15 protein-coding genes are annotated in these 16,539 nt (G+C 68.0%); 11 read left to right on the forward strand and 4 right to left on the reverse strand.

Annotation, left to right across the window (positions count from 1 at the left end; all coding sequences use genetic code 11):
• A partial coding sequence (locus tag LQZ87_RS04885; protein ID WP_230102350.1) for a hypothetical protein occupies nt 1-265 on the reverse strand: 265 nt, incomplete at its 3' end.
• A 103-nt stretch (nt 266-368) separates the two neighbouring features.
• Here LQZ87_RS04885 and LQZ87_RS04890 point away from each other — a divergent pair.
• Genes LQZ87_RS04890 through LQZ87_RS04900 form a run of 3 tightly spaced genes read left to right on the forward strand, consistent with a single transcriptional unit; the run spans nt 369 to nt 2,949 of the window.
• Entirely contained in the window at nt 369-1,289 is a 921-nt protein-coding gene (locus tag LQZ87_RS04890; RefSeq protein WP_230102351.1) for a VOC family protein, read from the forward strand.
• Nucleotides 1,286-1,921, forward strand: a complete 636-nt coding sequence (locus LQZ87_RS04895) for a dienelactone hydrolase family protein (RefSeq protein WP_230102352.1) — start codon at nt 1,286-1,288, stop codon at nt 1,919-1,921. The genes LQZ87_RS04890 and LQZ87_RS04895 overlap by 4 nt, the downstream gene beginning before the upstream one ends.
• Nucleotides 1,918-2,949, forward strand: coding sequence for an LLM class flavin-dependent oxidoreductase (locus LQZ87_RS04900; protein ID WP_230102353.1), 1,032 nt, complete (start codon nt 1,918-1,920; stop codon nt 2,947-2,949). The genes LQZ87_RS04895 and LQZ87_RS04900 overlap by 4 nt, the downstream gene beginning before the upstream one ends.
• On the opposite strand, the gene LQZ87_RS04905 is transcribed toward LQZ87_RS04900, so the two are convergent.
• Entirely contained in the window at nt 2,946-3,938 is a 993-nt protein-coding gene (locus tag LQZ87_RS04905) for an IS481 family transposase (RefSeq protein WP_230102354.1), read from the reverse strand. The genes LQZ87_RS04900 and LQZ87_RS04905 overlap by 4 nt on opposite strands.
• Before the next feature lie 264 nt (nt 3,939-4,202).
• Between LQZ87_RS04905 and LQZ87_RS04910 the strand changes: the two genes are divergently transcribed.
• The 4 genes from LQZ87_RS04910 to LQZ87_RS04925 all read left to right on the forward strand — a co-directional run bounded on the left by LQZ87_RS04910 (nt 4,203) and on the right by LQZ87_RS04925 (nt 9,629).
• Entirely contained in the window at nt 4,203-5,843 is a 1,641-nt protein-coding gene (locus tag LQZ87_RS04910; RefSeq protein WP_230102355.1) for an ABC transporter substrate-binding protein, read from the forward strand.
• A 63-nt stretch (nt 5,844-5,906) separates the two neighbouring features.
• Nucleotides 5,907-7,010, forward strand: a complete 1,104-nt coding sequence (locus LQZ87_RS04915) for an ABC transporter permease (RefSeq protein ID WP_230102356.1) — start codon at nt 5,907-5,909, stop codon at nt 7,008-7,010.
• A 1-nt stretch (nt 7,011) separates the two neighbouring features.
• Nucleotides 7,012-8,001, forward strand: coding sequence for an ABC transporter permease (locus LQZ87_RS04920; RefSeq protein ID WP_230102357.1), 990 nt, complete (start codon nt 7,012-7,014; stop codon nt 7,999-8,001).
• On the forward strand, nt 8,001-9,629 hold the full coding sequence (locus LQZ87_RS04925; protein WP_230102358.1) for an ABC transporter ATP-binding protein: 1,629 nt from the start codon (nt 8,001-8,003) through the stop codon (nt 9,627-9,629). The genes LQZ87_RS04920 and LQZ87_RS04925 overlap by 1 nt, the downstream gene beginning before the upstream one ends.
• A gap of 86 nt (nt 9,630-9,715) precedes the next feature.
• Here the strand turns inward: LQZ87_RS04925 and LQZ87_RS04930 are convergent, their stop codons facing one another.
• On the reverse strand, nt 9,716-10,351 hold the full coding sequence (locus LQZ87_RS04930; RefSeq protein ID WP_230102359.1) for a TetR family transcriptional regulator: 636 nt from the start codon (nt 10,349-10,351) through the stop codon (nt 9,716-9,718).
• A gap of 64 nt (nt 10,352-10,415) precedes the next feature.
• Between LQZ87_RS04930 and LQZ87_RS04935 the strand changes: the two genes are divergently transcribed.
• Nucleotides 10,416-11,717: a nucleotide disphospho-sugar-binding domain-containing protein gene (locus LQZ87_RS04935; protein ID WP_230102360.1), complete on the forward strand. Its 1,302-nt coding sequence runs from the start codon at nt 10,416-10,418 to the stop codon at nt 11,715-11,717.
• Nucleotides 11,718-11,760: 43 nt separating this feature from the next.
• Here the strand turns inward: LQZ87_RS04935 and LQZ87_RS04940 are convergent, their stop codons facing one another.
• Entirely contained in the window at nt 11,761-12,915 is a 1,155-nt protein-coding gene (locus tag LQZ87_RS04940; protein ID WP_230102361.1) for a DUF3137 domain-containing protein, read from the reverse strand.
• 90 nt (nt 12,916-13,005) lie between these two features.
• Here LQZ87_RS04940 and LQZ87_RS04945 point away from each other — a divergent pair, with 90 nt between their 5' ends.
• The 3 genes from LQZ87_RS04945 (at nt 13,006) to LQZ87_RS04955 (ending at nt 16,482) form a co-directional block, all read left to right on the forward strand.
• Nucleotides 13,006-14,364: a GAF domain-containing protein gene (locus LQZ87_RS04945; RefSeq protein WP_230102362.1), complete on the forward strand. Its 1,359-nt coding sequence runs from the start codon at nt 13,006-13,008 to the stop codon at nt 14,362-14,364.
• A gap of 104 nt (nt 14,365-14,468) precedes the next feature.
• Entirely contained in the window at nt 14,469-16,019 is a 1,551-nt protein-coding gene (locus LQZ87_RS04950; RefSeq protein ID WP_230102363.1) for an aldehyde dehydrogenase family protein, read from the forward strand.
• Nucleotides 16,020-16,083: 64 nt separating this feature from the next.
• A complete protein-coding gene (locus tag LQZ87_RS04955; RefSeq protein ID WP_230102364.1) occupies nt 16,084-16,482 on the forward strand; it encodes a DUF779 domain-containing protein in 399 nt (132 codons plus the stop codon).
• Nucleotides 16,483-16,539 lie beyond the last annotated feature (57 nt).

The following is a 16,539-nucleotide window of genomic DNA, read 5'->3' on the forward strand; positions in this document are numbered from 1 at the left end:
GTGAAGGCGAGGGGGCGGGGGTGACCAGCGTCGGCGCGCGGAGGAACGGCGGAGCGGCCGGCGCTGTGCGCGTCTTCCATACGATCCCCGTCGTCTCGTCGATCTCGCCCTCATCGAGCGGGTACATGTTCCAGATGCTGCTGCCGCGGAAGTCGGTGAACGGCACCACGGGGACGTCCTCCTTCCATCCGTATTCGATGCCGTTATCTTCGGCATCCTGACCGTACAGGTCCAGCGGAGTGCCGCGATCGGTACAAAGCTGCACGCGCTCGATGAGCTCGCCGTTCTCGTCGTAGGCAATCCGCGGGAATAGTCAGCCCGCCGCATTGGTTGCACCTGCAAGTAAATACCTATGCAGAGGAGCCGCAATGACCGCCACCGAGTCCGTCACCGACCGCACGCTGAACACGCAGACCGCGATGGATGCCGTGACCCTCCGCGTCGGCGACCTCGAGAACATGTCGTCGTACTACGCGAACGCGCTCGCCCTGGATCCGATCGAGGAGCGCAGCCGCGGCACCGAGGTGCACCGCGTGCTCGGCCGCGGCACGACCCCGATGGTGCGGCTCATCTCGACCCCTGGTCTCCCCGCGGTCGACCCGCGACAGGCCGGCCTCTTCCACACCGCGTTCCTGTTCGAGGATGCGCCAGCGCTCGCCGCCACCGTGCTCCGCGCCGCGCAGGACAACCGAGGCCACTTCACCGGCTCGAGCGACCACCTTGTGAGCGAGGCCTTCTACTTCACCGACCCGGAGGGCAACGGCATCGAGCTGTACGTCGACCGCGGCCGTGACCAGTGGCAGTACGTGAACGGCGAACTGCAGATGTCGACCCTGTACCTCGACCCGAACGCCTACCTCCAGCAGCACCTCGACCAGCAGACGGTCGACTCCGTCGCCAAGCAGGCCGGAACCGTCGGGCACGTCCACCTGCAGGTCGGCGACATCGAGACCGCCCGCGCCTTCTACGTCGACACCCTCGGATTCGAGACCACGGTCGGCAGCTACCCCGGCGCCCTGTTCGCCTCCGCAGGCGGGTACCACCACCACGTCGCCATGAACACGTGGAACAGCGCCGGCGCCGGCCCCCGCGCCGCGCAGCTCGGCCTGGGCGATGTCGCCATCACGGTCCCCGGCCGCGAAGACCTCGAGGCCCTCGTCGCCCGCCTGAAGGCACGCGGTCTGCAGTTCGCCGACGACGGCCGCGCCGTCACCGTCACCGACCCGTGGAACACCCAGGTCACGATCGCCCTCCCCGGTGCGGGCGTCGACGAGGTGCTGGGGCGATGACTCCGGCCGCGATCGTATCCGAGGACTTCGCCGGCGACGCGACCGCCGTCGCCCTCTTCCTGCACGGGTACGGCTCGAACGAGCGCGATCTGACCGCCCTGGCGTCGGCTCTTCCCGACGGGATGCCGTGGGCCTCTCTGCGTGCGCCGATCGAAGTGGCGCCGGGCGGACACGCCTGGTTCCGGATCGTGACGCCAGGGCATCCTGATCAGGACGCGCTGGATGCCGCGACCGGCGCGATCCGGTCGTGGGTCGATGCTGCCGTTCCGAGTGCTGCGCGCATCGTGCCGATCGGCTTCTCGCAGGGCGGGCTCATGGCCACTCAGTTGCTGCGCACGGCACCGGAGCGCGTGCACGCACCGGTCGTCCTCGGCGGATTCGTCGCGGCCGGCGAGCAGAAGGCGGATGCAGCGCTGCGCGAATCGCGCCCTGCGATGTTCCTCGGCCGCGGCGCGGATGACCAGGTGATCGCGCCGGCCGCTGTCGAGCGCACCGACGCCTGGGCACCGGTGCACACGACCCTGGACGCCCGCAGCTACCCCGGCCTCGGCCATGGCATCGACGCGCGCATGCTCGCCGACGTGCAGGCGTTCCTCGCTCGCGTCGGATCCCCCCAGGATCACACCGCATGACCCCTCCGTTCGAGATCGGCATCTTCACGTTCGGCGAGCTGAGCCGCACCTCGGACGGCCGGTTCGCCGACCCTGCCGTTCGCCTCGAGCAGCTCCTGGAGTGGGCGCGCGTCGCCGACCAGGCAGGCCTCGACGTGTTCGGCGTCGGTGAGCACCACCGGCCCGACTTCGCGGTCTCGTCCCCGCAGATGGTGCTCGCCGCCGCAGCGCGCGAGACCGAGAGCATCCGCCTGACGAGCACGGTCACCGTGCTCTCGAGCGCCGACCCCGTGCGCCTGCACGAGGAATTCGCGACGCTCGACCTGCTCAGCGGCGGTCGCGCCGAGATCACAGCAGGACGCGGTGCCTACATCGAGTCGTTCCCGCTGTTCGGGCAGGACCTGCAGCGCTACGACGAGTACTTCGACGACCGCCTCGACCTGCTGCTCGCGGCCCGCGAGAGCAGCGACATCACCTGGTCGGGCACGACGCGGGCTCCGCTTGCGGACGCCGGCGTGTACCCGCGTCCGCAGCAGGAGAAGCTCCCGGTCTGGATCGCGGTCGGCGGCACTCCGGCCTCCGCCGCCCGCGCCGGCTCCCTCGGACTGCCGATGTACCTCGCGATCCTCGGCGCCCCGCCGCGATTCCGCGGGCTCGCGGCACTCCACCGCGAGTCGGCCGCCGCGGCGGGGCTCGCCGCACCGCAGCTGGGCGTGACCTCGCACTTCCACGCCGCCGAGACGACGCAGGCCGCGCGCGACGCATTCTTCCCGCACTACGCCGCCTACTTCGCCGAGAACATGCCGCGCGCAGGTCAGCTCGACCGCGACACCCTCGACACCTGGGCGGATCCAGGCGGAGCGCTGTTCGCGGGCAGCCCTGCGGAGATCACCGACAAGATCCTGTGGGAGCACGAGATGCTCGGCCACACGCGCTTCCTCGCGCAGGTCGGCCTCGGCGGCATCAGCCAGCGCGACACGCTGCGCTCGATCGAGCTGCTTGCGACCGAGGTGCTGCCCGAGGTGCGCAAGGCGCTCCGCCCGGCCTAGCTGTGATGTCCGGGCAGGTTGTTGATTCTGCTGACGGGCGCGGCTCCGACTGCGGAGTGGTGCCTGTGATGATTGTAGAAGTGCAGCCAGCCGGGTAGCGCGTCTCGGCGTTCGGATTCGGATCCGTAGAAGCTGGCGTAGGCCCAGCCGTCGGCGAGGGTGCGGTGGAAACGCTCGATCTTGCCATTGGTCTGTGGACGATAGGGGCGGGTGCGTTTGTGTCGGACGCCGAGCATGACGCAGGCATCGCGCCATGCGTAGGAGCGATAGGCCGACCCGTTGTCGGATAAGACACGCTCGACGGTGACGCCGCGGTCTGCGAACCAGGCGACGGCGCGTGTGAGGACGCCGATCGCCGTGTCGGCTTTCTCGTCGGTGCAGATCTCGGCGTAGGCAACGCGGGAGTAGTCATCGATGACGGTGTGCACGAATGCGGTGCCGATGTTCGGGTGACCTTTGCCGGTTCTTCCCGTGCGCAGTGCCGTCGTTGCCTTGTGCTTGTCCCCTTGCTGCTTGCCGACGAACCGCCAGCCACCGCCGTCGGGGATGTTGCCGAACTTCGTCACGTCGACGTGGATCATCGCCCCGGGATGGGGATGCTCATATCGGCGGATCGGTTCGCCGGTGACCCGATCGATGCGACTGAGTCGGTTGATACGGCAGCGCACCAGCACCGCATGAACAGTCGAGGCCGGGAGGCCGAGTTCTCCGGCGATCTGTGCCGGGCCGAGCCTGCGTCGCCACCGTGCTTTCACGATCCGTTTGACCAGCTCAGGAGGCGTCTTGGTAGGCATCGAACGCGGCCGGCTGGACCTGTCGATCATCCCCGCAGCCCCCTCGGCGCGAAACCTCGCCGCCCACTTGCGTGCCGTAAGCGGCGAGGTCATGAACATCTTCGCCGCGACAGTGGCAGACCAATGCTCTTCGACGATGAGCTTTGCCAGCCGCAAACGAGCGCGCGGGGTCAGAGCAGCGTTAGCGTGGGACACGAAGGCCTCCTGTGTTGTGTGAGCGGTTTCTAGACAGCTCCACTCTCGCAACCGGAGGCCTTCACCCCTCAGCAATCACGAGCGATTCACACAACAACGTCCCTGGACATCACACCTAGCCGACGCCCGCCAGAGCCCCGCAGCACGTTGCGGTCTCGTTACAAATCGTGCGGCGGATTCGTGTTGAGGCCCCCTCGCGCGCATGATGGAGTGCATCGCCGCGTCCACCCGATGCGGCACGACCTTCACAGACGAGGGAGATCCATGTCTTCGCACATCCACAGGGGCCGCGTTGGCCTCGCCATCGGCGCGATCGGCGTCACGAGTCTGATCCTGGCCGGCTGCGCCGGCGGCGGGAACACAGGCGACGGAGACGGCGGAGGCGGTGGCGGTGGCGGCACGGTCATCGTCGGCACCACCGACAAGGTCACCACCCTCGACCCGGCCGGTTCCTACGACAACGGCTCGCTGGCGGTTCAGACCCAGGTCTTCCCGTACCTGGTCAACACCGACTACAACAGCACCGAGGTCGTCCCCGACCTCGCCGAGTCGGCAGAATTCACCTCGCCGACCGAGTACACCGTCACGCTCCCCGAGGGCCTGAAGTGGGCGAACGGCAACGACCTCACATCGGCGGACGTGAAGTTCTCGTTCGAGCGCAACCTCGCCATCGCCGACCCGAACGGCGCATCGAGCCTGCTGTACAACCTCGACACCATCGACACCCCGGACGACACCACCGTGGTCTTCCACCTGAAGACCGAGAACGACCAGGTCTTCCCGTTCATCCTCACGAGCTTCCCCGGCGCGATCGTCGATGACGAGGTGTTCGCGGCTGATGCGCTCACCCCCGACCAGGACATCGTCGACGCGAACGCCTTCGGCGGTCCGTACACGATCACCTCGTGGGACTTCAACAAGACCGTCGAGTTCGCCCCGAACGAGAGCTACAAGGGACTCCTCGACGCCGCGGCCAACGACGGCGTCATCCTCAGCTACTACGCCGAGTCCTCGAACCTGAAGCTCGCCGTCCAGCAGGGTGACGTCGACGTCGCGTACCGCAGCCTGTCCGCCACCGACGTGGAAGACCTCGGCACGAACGACGACGTACAGGTCATCGACGGCCCCGGTGGCGAGATCCGCTACATCGTCTTCAACTTCAACACGCAGCCGTACGGCGCGACCACCAGTGACGCCGACCCGGCCAAGGCTCTCGCCGTCCGCCAGGCCGTCGCCGACCTGATCGACCGCGACGCCATCTCCGACCAGGTCTACAAGGGCACCTACACCCCGCTGTACTCCTACGTCCCCGAGGGCTTCGCCGGTGCGACCGAGTCGCTGAAGGGTCTCTACGGTGACGGCAACGGAGCACCGGATGCCGACAAGGCCAAGGCCGCGCTGGAGGATGCCGGCGTCACCGTCCCGGTGAAACTGAGCCTGCAGTACAGCCCCGACCACTACGGCCCGTCGTCCGGCGACGAGTACGCGCTGATCAAGTCGCAGCTCGAGGACAGCGGCCTGTTCTCGGTCGACCTGAAGTCCACCGAGTGGGTCCAGTACTCCGAGGACCGCACGGCGGACGTCTACCCGGCGTACCAGCTCGGGTGGTTCCCGGATTACTCCGACGCCGACAACTACCTCACGCCGTTCTTCCTCAAGGAGAACTTCCTGGGGAACCACTACGACAACGCCGAGGTCAACGACCTCATCCTGAAGCAGGCGGTCGAGGCCGACCCCGACACCCGCACCGCGGACATCGAGAAGATCCAGGACCTTGTGGCCAAGGACCTGTCGACGGTTCCGTACCTGCAGGGGGCCCAGGTGGCCGTCGCCGGCAAGAGCGTGGACGGCGTCATCCTCGACGCGTCGTTCAAGCTCCGCTTCGCTCCGATCACCAACAACTAGCGTGTCTGGCCGTCGGGTGTGCGTCGTATGCGCACACCCGACGGCCGACGCCTGTATTTCGTCATGACGACAGATATCTCCGTCCCGGCGGCCGGCCCCGCGCCCGCTGCCCCCGCATCGCCCACCGCACGTCGCCGACCGAGCAGCGGAAGCTCGCTCGGACGCTACGTGCTCGTGCGGTTCCTGCTGATGATCCCCACGGTGCTGATCCTGGTCACCGTGGTGTTCTTCCTCATCCGTCTCACCGGCGACCCGATCACGGCTGCCCTCGGCGGCCGGTTGCCTGCCGATCAGCTCGCGCAGCGCATCCACGAGGCCGGTTACGACCGGCCGATCCTGGTGCAGTACTTCGAGTACCTCGGGCAGATCCTCACCTTCAACTTCGGTACCACCATCACCGACCGCCAGCCGGTCGTCGACGTGCTCGTCACCTACGGCGGCGCCACGCTCGAGCTGGTCTGCTACGCGCTGATCGTCGCCTTCGCCGTCGGCATCCCGTTCGGCATGATCGCCGCCGCGAAGCGCGACCGCTGGCCGGATGCCGCTCTGCGCGTCTCGGCGATCCTGTTCTACGCCACCCCGGTTTTCTTCTCCGGTCTCGTGGCGAAGCTCATCTTCTCGGTGTGGCTCGGCTGGCTGCCGGTCTCGGGCCGCGCGAACGTGCGAACGGAGGTCGCCCTCAACCGCAGCGGCGGAACCGGGATCTACCTGATCGATGCGATCGCCTCCGGCAATCCCGCCTACATCCAGGACGTGCTCCTGCACGCCGTTCTTCCCGCCATCACGCTGGGTCTCCTCACCGCCGGCATCTTCCTGCGGCTGGTGCGCACCAACGTCATCGGCACGTACAACATGCCGTACATCGATGCGGCTCGTTCACGCGGAGTCGGCGAAGGGCGACTCGTGCGCAAGCACGCGTACCGTCCCGCACTGATCCCGATCATCACGGTCATCGGCCTGCAGATCGCGCTCATGCTCGGCGGCGCCGTGCTGACCGAGACCACGTTCGAGTGGAAGGGCCTCGGTTTCCAGCTCGCGGCCTACCTGAGCGCACGCGACTTCGTCGCCGTGCAGGGCATCGTCGCGATGATCGCGATCATCGTCGCGGTGACGAACTTCATCGTCGACATCGTCGCGGCCTTCATCGACCCGAGGGTGAGGTACTGACATGGCGAGCAACAGCTTCTTCGCACGACTCCCCGTGATCCGTCAGCTCCGTCAGAGCGTCGGTCTTCAGCGCGGGATGCTGGTCGCCGGTCTCGTCCTGACCGGCATCTTCCTGATCTGCGCCATCTTCGCGCCGCTGCTCGCACCGTACGCGTACAACCAGCTCAAAGGTGAAGACGGCAACTTCGGTGCCCAGCAGGCACCGAGCGCCGCGCACCTGCTCGGTACGACGGTCGGTGGGTACGACGTCCTCTCTCGCGTGATCTGGGGTGCGCAGACCGCGCTCATGGTCATCATCGTGGCCGTCGCCCTCTCCGTCGTCATCGGCGTGCTGCTCGGACTCGTCTCCGGCTACCTCGGGGGCTGGGTCGACCGGATCCTCGTCGTCGTCGCCGATGCGATCTACGCGTTCCCGACGCTTCTGCTGGCGATCGTCGCCGCGATCGCGATCTCGGGCGGCCAATCGGGTCTCTGGCCCGGCGTCATGGCCGCTGCCGTCTCGATCACCGTGGTGTTCGTGCCGCAGTACCTCCGCGTCGTTCGGGCAGAGGTCGTGCGGGTGAAGGCCGAGGCGTTCGTCGAGTCGGCCAGGGTCATCGGTGCGTCGAACGGACGCATCATGTTCCGCCACGTGCTGCGCAACTCCACCAGGACGCTGCCGCTGATCGTGACGCTCAACGCCTCCGAGGCGATCGCCACGCTCGCCGCCCTCGGCTTCCTCGGCTTCGGCATCGAGCCGACGGCCGCCGCCGAGTGGGGGTACGACCTCAACAAGTCGATCAGCGACGTCGCAGCCGGCATCTGGTGGACAGCGGTCCCGCCAGGGCTCGCAATCGTGTTGGCGGTGCTCGGCATCACCCTCATCGGCGAGAGCCTGAACGACCTCGCCGACCCGCGGCTGCGGGCCCGCCGCCGTGCGAGCAAGACGCCCGCCGATGCCGTGGCGGCGACGCAGCCGGTCGCACGTGAAGACCTGGGAGAGGTGCAGTGATGGCATCCGCTGTCGAGATCAACGACCTGGACGTCACGTTCGTCACCGATGGCGGCGACGTGCACGCCGTCCGCGGCGTGAGTCTGGATGTTCGCGCGGGCGAAGTGCTCGCGATCGTCGGTGAGAGCGGATCGGGCAAGACCGTCACGGCGCGCTCGATCCTCGGGCTCCTGCCCGAGACCTCGACGGTGCGCGGTGCCGTCGTCGTCGACGGCACGGACGTCACGTCTCTGGATGCCGCCGGCCTGCGGCGGCTGCGCGGTGAGAAGGCCGCGATGGTGTTCCAGGAGCCGTCGACGGCCCTGAACCCGGTGTTCTCCGTCGGGTGGCAGCTCGCCGAGGGCCTCCGTGCGCACGGCAACGTGTCGAAGAAGGAGGCGCGACTCCGAGCGATCGACATGCTGCGGCGTGTCGGCATCCCCGAGCCGGAGCGGCGCGTGGACGACTACCCGCACCAGTTCTCGGGCGGTCAGAAGCAGCGCGTCGTCATCGCGATGGCCCTCGCTCTCGACCCCGCGGTGATCATCGCGGATGAACCGACCACGGCGCTCGACGTGACCGTGCAGGCCGAGATCCTCGAGCTGCTGCGTACCCTGCGGGACGAGGAGGGCACGGCTATCGTGCTCATCACCCACAACATGGGTGTCGTCGCAGACCTCGCCGACCGCGTCGCGGTCATGCTCGAGGGCGAACTCGTCGAGACCGCCCCGGTGAAGGAGCTGTTCGCCGACCCGCAGCACGAGTACACGCGGCGACTACTCGCCGCCGTGCCGCGGCTGCAGATCAGCGAGCGCGAAGCGCCGGTGTCCGAGACGGGCCCGCTGGTCAAGGCCGAAGGACTCGTGATCGAGTACGCCGGGCGTTTCGGGCGGAACGCGTTCCAGGCCGTGAAGGGCGTGGACTTCACGCTCTCACCGGGTGAGGTCGTGGGACTGGTCGGAGAGAGCGGATCGGGCAAGACCACGATCGGACGCGCGATCGCCGGACTCACCCCCGTCGCAGGCGGCTCGCTCGAGGTGCTCGGCATGGAGATGCTCGGGATGAAGGAGCGCCGGTTCCGTCCTCTGCGGAATCAGCTCGGCTTCGTCTTCCAGGATCCGGCGACCAGCTTCAACCCGCTGCTGACGATCGCGCAGAACGTCGCAGAACCGCTGATCGTTCACGGCATGGCGAAGAACCCGGTCGATGCCCGCGGCAAGGTCGACGAGCTGCTCGAAGCCGTGCAGCTGTCGGGATCGTACGGCGACCGGTTCCCGCACGAGCTCTCGGGCGGTCAGCGCCAGCGCGCGTCTCTCGCCCGGGCCCTAGCTCTGGATCCGAAGCTGCTCATCGCCGACGAGCCGACCAGCGCCCTCGACGTCTCTGTGCAGGCGAAGGTCCTCGAACTGTTCGGTGAGCTGCAGGAGCGGTTCGGGTTCGCGACGCTGTTCATCACGCACGATCTCGCTGTCGTCGACATGCTCGCGCACAAGGTCGTGGTGCTGCACCACGGTGAGATTGCCGAGTCCGGCCCGACCGCACAGGTGCTGGGCAACCCGAAGGACGACTACACGCGCAGGCTCATCGCGAGCCTTCCCGTCCCCGATCCGGTCGAGCAGGCCGCCCGCCGCGCCGCCGCGCGCGGCTGACCCCGCTGCCGAGAAACCATTTCCAGCACGAGACACCACCTCAAGGGGTGTTTCTCGGGCTGGAAGTGGTTTCTCGCGGGCGGGCGTCAGCGGCCGAGCTCGGCGGCGACGGCAGCCCGCAGCCATGCGCGATAGCGTTCGGGGCTCCACCCGGACTGCGCCACGAGCTGCTGGTACGCCTCGGGCGAGAGCAGGAACGACAGCACCGCCGCGGTGCCGGCGACATCCTGCGTGTGCGCGGCGAGTCCGCGCCGCACGAGCTCTGTGACGAACGCGATGTTGTCGGCGGCTCGACGGGCCAGCATCCCCTGCAGCGCGGCATCGACGACCGGGTCGGACAGCGCGGCACCCAGCAGCACCGTCCACAGCGCGTGACCACGGGCGTTCGCCGCGGCGATCTGCGTCAGCACCGCGTCGAGGAACCCGGGATCCGGGACATCCAGGACGCCAGCCGCGACCTCGGTGTCGGTCAGCGAGTCGGCCCCCTCCGAGCCCGAAAACGTGACCTCGAAGGCCGAGATGAGCAGCTCGGCCTTCGACGACGCCGACTTCACCGTCTCGCTGGACACCCCGGCCTCGCGCGCGATTGCCGCGATTGTGGTCGCCTGGTAGCCGTTGGTGGCGAACAGACGAGCGGATGCTTCGATGATGCGTCGTCGTGTCTCGAGCGCCTGCTGCGCCCGCAGCTCGGAGCGGTAGGCACGGGGAGCCTCAGAAACCATTGACTTTCCTCACGGGGTGATGAATACTTCTTCAGTAAATTCAACCTTACGGAAAGAACAGCGCATGTCCACTTACCTCATCACCTGTACGCCGGCGCACGGCCACGTTCTGCCGCTGCTTCAGATCGCGCGTCACCTCATCGAGCGCGGCGACGAGGTGCGCTTTCTGACCAGCATCCGCTACGCCGAACGCGTCACCGCGACCGGCGCACAGTTCGTCGCACTGCCGGCCGACGCCGACGTCGACCTGGACGACGCGGATGCCGCGTTCCCCGAGCGCGTGGGCCTGACCGGCCCCGCGGCTCTCCGCTTCGATATGAGCAACCTGTTCATCCGTCCCGGCGCCGCGCAGCTCGCCGCTGTGCGGGCCGAGATCGCCCGCGGCCAGATCGACGCGATCCTGTCCGAACCGCTGTTCGTCGGCTGCGCGCTGCTCCAGTTGCTGCCGAAGACCCGGAGACCGCCGGTCGTCGTGCTCGGAATCTTCCCGCTCGGCGCCCGCAGCCGCGACACGGCGCCGTTCGGCCTCGGCGTCACCCCGATGCCCGGACCCATCGGTCGACTGCGCAACGCAGCGCTGCGCACCATGGCCGAGCGTGTCATCTTCGGCGGCGTGCAGAAGGAGGCCGACGCCATGGCTGTCCGCGAGACCGGGCAGCTGCTCGGCGGCTTCGTGCTCGACTGGCCCGGTCGCGCTGACGCGTACGTGCAGTTCACGGTGCCGGAGTTCGAGTATCCGCGCCCGGACCTGCCCGGAACCGTGCAGTTCGCCGGGCCGTTGACTCCGAGACCGGCGAACACCGGCGACCTGCCGGACTGGTGGGGCGACCTCGACGGGTCGCACCCCGTTGTCCACGTCACTCAGGGCACGATCGCGAACTCCGACTTCACGCAGCTCGTGATCCCCACGATCACGGCGCTCGCGGCATCTGACGCTCTCGTCGTCGTGTCCACCGGCGGTAGGCCGATCGACACGCTCCCGTCCGACCTGCCGATCAACGTACGCGTCGCGGAGTACCTGCCGTACGACCGGCTGCTGCCGCTCGTCGACGTGCTCGTCACGAACGGCGGCTACGGCGGTGTGCAGCAGGCGCTGTCCCATGGGGTGCCGATCGTCGTCGCAGGGCAGACCGAGGACAAGGTCGAGGTGTCGGCCCGCGTCGGATGGTCGGGTGCCGGGGTGAACCTGCGCGCGACCACGGTCAGGCACGAGCGTGTGCGCGCAGCAGTCGAGAAGGTCCTGCACGATGCGTCCTACCGCGCGAACGCCGAGCGCATCGGCGCCGCCATGCGCGCCTCCGACGCCGAGGCGGCGCTGGTCGAAGCGCTGGATGCTGTGACCCTCGACTGGGTGCGGGCGGCCTGACGCCCCCCGCTTCTCGCGGGCGGGTGTGCGACGCGGGGCGGTGCTACGCGAGCACGCGCAAGAACATCCACCCGACGCCCACCAGAACGACGATCAGGATCATGACCCAGCGGCCGCTTCGCTTCAGCCGCCGACCCTGCCTGGCCACCCCGGGCGGCGGCGTCAGCATCCCGGCCGGGGGCGCGAACGGCAGCGCATGCGTGCCGGCGCCGGCGCTCCCGGCATCCGGAACACCGGCGGGCGCACCCGGGGCGGATGCCGAGACTGACGAGTACGTCCGCTTCTGCTCCTCGATCAGCCGATCATCACGCCACCGCGCCCACTGATCGAGCTTCGTCATCAGCGCGCCGACGGCGCCGAACAGCCAGGCCCAGGTCGCGGGATCCAGCGTCGAGGCCTCCCGCTTGGTGTAGAGGAAGAGCCAGTCGTCGACGATCTCGACGTCGAGCTGGGCTGCACTGTCGATGAAGCGAGCCATGATGTCGGGGGTGAACAGGTACAGGGCGTCCTGCTCGTAACCCTCGGGGCAGTACAGCGTGAAGTACTTGTCGAAGTCGCCCTCGAGCGAGAGCCGCTGGTCCCTGGCGAAGGAAGCAGGCAGGTTCGATCCGAAACCGTTGTTGCCGAGGGCGTCGAGCACGATGTTCGGCAGCGGAACGTCGAGCTTCACGGCGACGTAGCCCCACTTGTAGGTCGTGGAGTTCTTGCCCGACTTCACCGTGTACTGGTAATTGCCGAACTCCACGAACCGCGGCGTGTGCCCGCGGACGAGCTGCGTCGCCTTGCGCGAACGGCCGAGATGGAAGATCATGCCGGGCAGCGGCGGATCATTCACCTGGTCCTGGTACGTCATGCCGTTCGCCGTGGCGAAGCGGCTGAGGCGGAAGCGCGCGACGCGGCTCCGGCGGTGAGCGATGAAGGCGAACGCGGCGATGGCGACGAGCACCACGAAGAAGAACAGGAACGGCAGACCGATGATGGCCGATCCGCTCCGGATGCCGGCGGAGATGCCGACCGCGACCATCGGCAGCGCGACGGCGGCCATGATCGCGACCACGATGACCACGATGACCGTGCTCGCCACGGACGCTCCGGCCCCCCGTGCCCGCATCTCGCGGACGAACGCGCTGACGTCCTTCGGATCGACGGGCTCGGTGAGCGGTCGGGCGTCGAAGGAGACCGGTGCGGGCGTTGTCACGCCTCAACGGTAGCCGCCGACCCCGCAGCGCACGTCATCCGGCGCTTACACTGGACGAAACTCTGCTCGAGGACGATCAGAGATCGAGTCATGGACGATCGGAGACTCGTGTCATCGCCGTGGTCCGCATCGCGTGGTGTCTCACCCGAGACATCCCGGCTGATCATCGAGCGCGCACACGAAGAGCTCGTCGCCGGCAACCTCGACGACCGGCGTCTCGAACAGGTGCGGCCGCTCGTCCGCGATTCGTGGGAGCGGTCACGGCGGCAGAAGGTCGGCGCGGATGGTCTGCCTCCACTCGCGCTCACCGCAGAGGACCTGGAGCACTATCGACTCGAGCATCCGCTCGCCGGGGTCATGGAGATGATCCGTTCACTGCTGCTGCCGGGGGATCCGGCGGAGTCCGGGGTGATCGTGGCGGTCGGAGACCACGCCGGGCGCCTGCTGTGGGTCGAGGGTGACCTGCACACGAGGGTGATGACCGGCGAGATGGGTTTCGTCGCGGGCGCGAACTGGTCAGAGGATGCCGTGGGCACGTCTGCGCCCGGTACCGCTCTGGCGCTCGGCGAATCGGTGCAGATCCACCAGGCCGAGCACTACAACCGTCTCGTGCACCCCTGGTCGTGCACCGCGGCCCCGGTGTTCGACCCTGAGACGCGGCGGATCCTCGGTGTCATCGATGTCACCGGCGGGCCCGAGGTGGCGACGCCGCAGGCGCGTCTGCTCGTGGATGCCACGGCTCGCGCGGTCGAATCAGAACTGCTCGTCGGCCGACTTCGGGCACGTGCGACTCCGACACGATCGCCGTCGGCACGACCCGCGTCGGCACGACCCGCGGCGAAGCACACCTCGCCGATGCGTGCGACGTTGCGCGTGCTCGGGAGGGATCGGGCACGGCTCGAGACGGCAGGAGCGGGTGCCGCCCTCGAACTCAGCGCGCGGCATGCGGAGATCCTGCTCATGCTCGCCGTGCACCCCCACGGCGTTTCGGCCGAACGGCTCGCCGAGCTCGTCTACGGCGACGGGGCATCCCCCGACACGCTGCGCCCGGAGATGGTGCGGCTGCGCAAGGCGCTGCAGGGTTCGGCGCCCGCACTGGTGCCGGAGTCCCGACCGTATCGACTCACCGCGGGGTTGGAGACCGACGCCCAGAACATGATCGCCCTCCTGAATCGCGGTGCGCACCGGGTCGCGCTCACGACATACGCGGGGCCGGTGCTTCCCGAGTCGAGGTCGCCGGGCGTCGAGGAGCTCCGCGCCACGGTGCGCGCAGTTCTTCGTGAGGCGATGCTCACCGAGGCGAGCATCGACGTGCTGCTGACCTACGCCGACATCCCCGAGGGCGCCGAAGACGAAGAGGTGCTGCAGCTGTGCCTCGAGATGCTGCCGGCGCGCTCGCCGCGGCGCGCGGGGCTCGTCACCCGCATCGAGCGGCTGCAGAACAGCTGACTGCAACCATCCGCAACGTTGTGCATCGGCGTGCAACGTCCGGAGTCCTATCGTCGACGCACAGCCTGCAGCGACGCCGCTGCGACCCGTCGAAGGAGACAGTCATGACCATTGTCGAAGAGATCGCGTCCACCGCATATGCCGCGCCGGGTACGGCGGGCGCCATCGCGGACTATCGCCCGCGCTACGGGCATTACATCGGCGGAGAGTTCGTCGATCCCGTCAAGGGGCAGTACTTCGAGAACGTCAGTCCGGTCAACGGCAAGCCCTTCACCGAGGTCGGGCGCGGTACGACCGAGGACATCGACCGGGCGGTCGACGTCGCCTGGAAGGCGTTCGCCGGTTGGGGCAAGACGAGTCCTGCCGAACGCTCCGTGATCCTCAACAGGATCGCCGATCGCATCGAGCAGAACCTCGAGCGCATCGCCGTCGCCGAGACGTGGGAGAACGGCAAGCCGGTGCGCGAGACGCTCGCCGCCGACATCCCCCTCGCCGTCGATCACTTCCGCTACTTCGCCGGGGTCCTCCGCGCACAGGAGGGCGGCATCAGCCAGCTCGACGAGAACACGGTCGCGTACCACTTCCACGAGCCGCTCGGCGTGGTCGGCCAGATCATCCCGTGGAACTTCCCGATCCTCATGGCCGTGTGGAAGCTCGCCCCGGCGCTCGCCGCAGGCAACTGCGTCGTCATCAAGCCGGCCGAGCAGACTCCGGCATCCCTGCTGTTCCTGTTCGACATCATCGGAGACCTGCTGCCGGCCGGCGTCGTGAACATCGTCAACGGCTTCGGCATCGAGGCGGGTGCACCGCTCGCGCAGCACAAGCGCATCCGCAAGGTCGCTTTCACCGGCGAGACCACCACCGGTCGCCTCATCATGCAGTACGCCTCGCAGAACCTCATCCCCGTCACGCTCGAACTCGGAGGCAAGTCGCCGAACGTGTTCTTCGAGGATGTCGCGCGCTCCACGAACGACCCGTACTACGACAAGGCTCTCGAGGGCTTCACGATGTTCGCTCTGAACCAGGGCGAGGTGTGCACGTGCCCGTCGCGGGCGCTGATCCAGCGCTCGATCTACGACGGGTTCCTGGCCGACGGCCTCGATCGGGTCGGAAAGGTCGTTCAGGGAAACCCGCTCGATCGGACGACGATGATCGGCGCGCAGGCATCGAACGACCAGCTGGAGAAGATCCTCAGCTACATCGACATCGGCAAGCAGGGCGGTGCCAGACTCCTCACCGGCGGGGAGCGCGTCGACCTCGGCGGCGACCTGACCGACGGCTTCTACGTCGCCCCCACCGTCTTCGAGGGCACCAACGACATGCGCATCTTCCAGGAGGAGATCTTCGGACCGGTGCTGTCGGTGACGAGCTTCGACGGATTCGACGACGCGATCTCGATCGCGAACGACACGCTGTACGGTCTCGGTGCCGGCGTCTGGAGTCGCAGTGGAGACACCGCGTACCGTGCGGGCCGCGCGATCGAGGCCGGCCGCGTCTGGACCAACACCTATCACCAGTACCCGGCGCACGCCGCTTTCGGCGGGTACAAGCAGTCCGGCGTCGGTCGCGAGAACCACAAGATGATGCTCGACCACTACCAGCAGACGAAGAACCTCCTCGTCTCGTACGCCGAAGGCCCGATGGGCTTCTTCTGATCCGCCACGACTTCGGGCGGGTGCCGCCGCTGGCGCCCGCCCGAGACCACGCGAGGAGGATGACATGGTCAGCATCGGCACTTATCAGCGGGTCGCGGTCACGGATGCCGCGGCATCCCTGCTCCGGGATCTCACAGCGCAGCACGGCCCCCTCATGTTCCACCAGTCCGGTGGATGCTGCGACGGATCATCGCCCATGTGCTACCCGGTCGGGATGTTCCTGACCGGACCGAGCGACGTGCTCCTCGGCACGATCGATGCCGGGCTCGACGCGCCCATCGAGGTGTACATGTCCGAGTCGCAGTTCGAGTACTGGAAGTACACGCACCTCATGATCGACGTCGTTCCCGGCAGGGGAGCGGGCTTCTCGGTCGAGGGGCCGACGGGAATGCGGTTCCTCATCCGCTCCCGGATGCTCAACGATGCGGAGCTCGCCTACTTCGGGCTCGCGCCCACCGCCTGACGCCGAGGGTGGGGCAAGTCACCAGGCGTTAACGTGCGGATGCCAGCATCCGAATCC

The sequence above is a fragment of the Microbacterium sp. Bi121 genome (assembly GCF_918698005.1).
Taxonomy (GTDB): domain Bacteria; phylum Actinomycetota; class Actinomycetes; order Actinomycetales; family Microbacteriaceae; genus Microbacterium.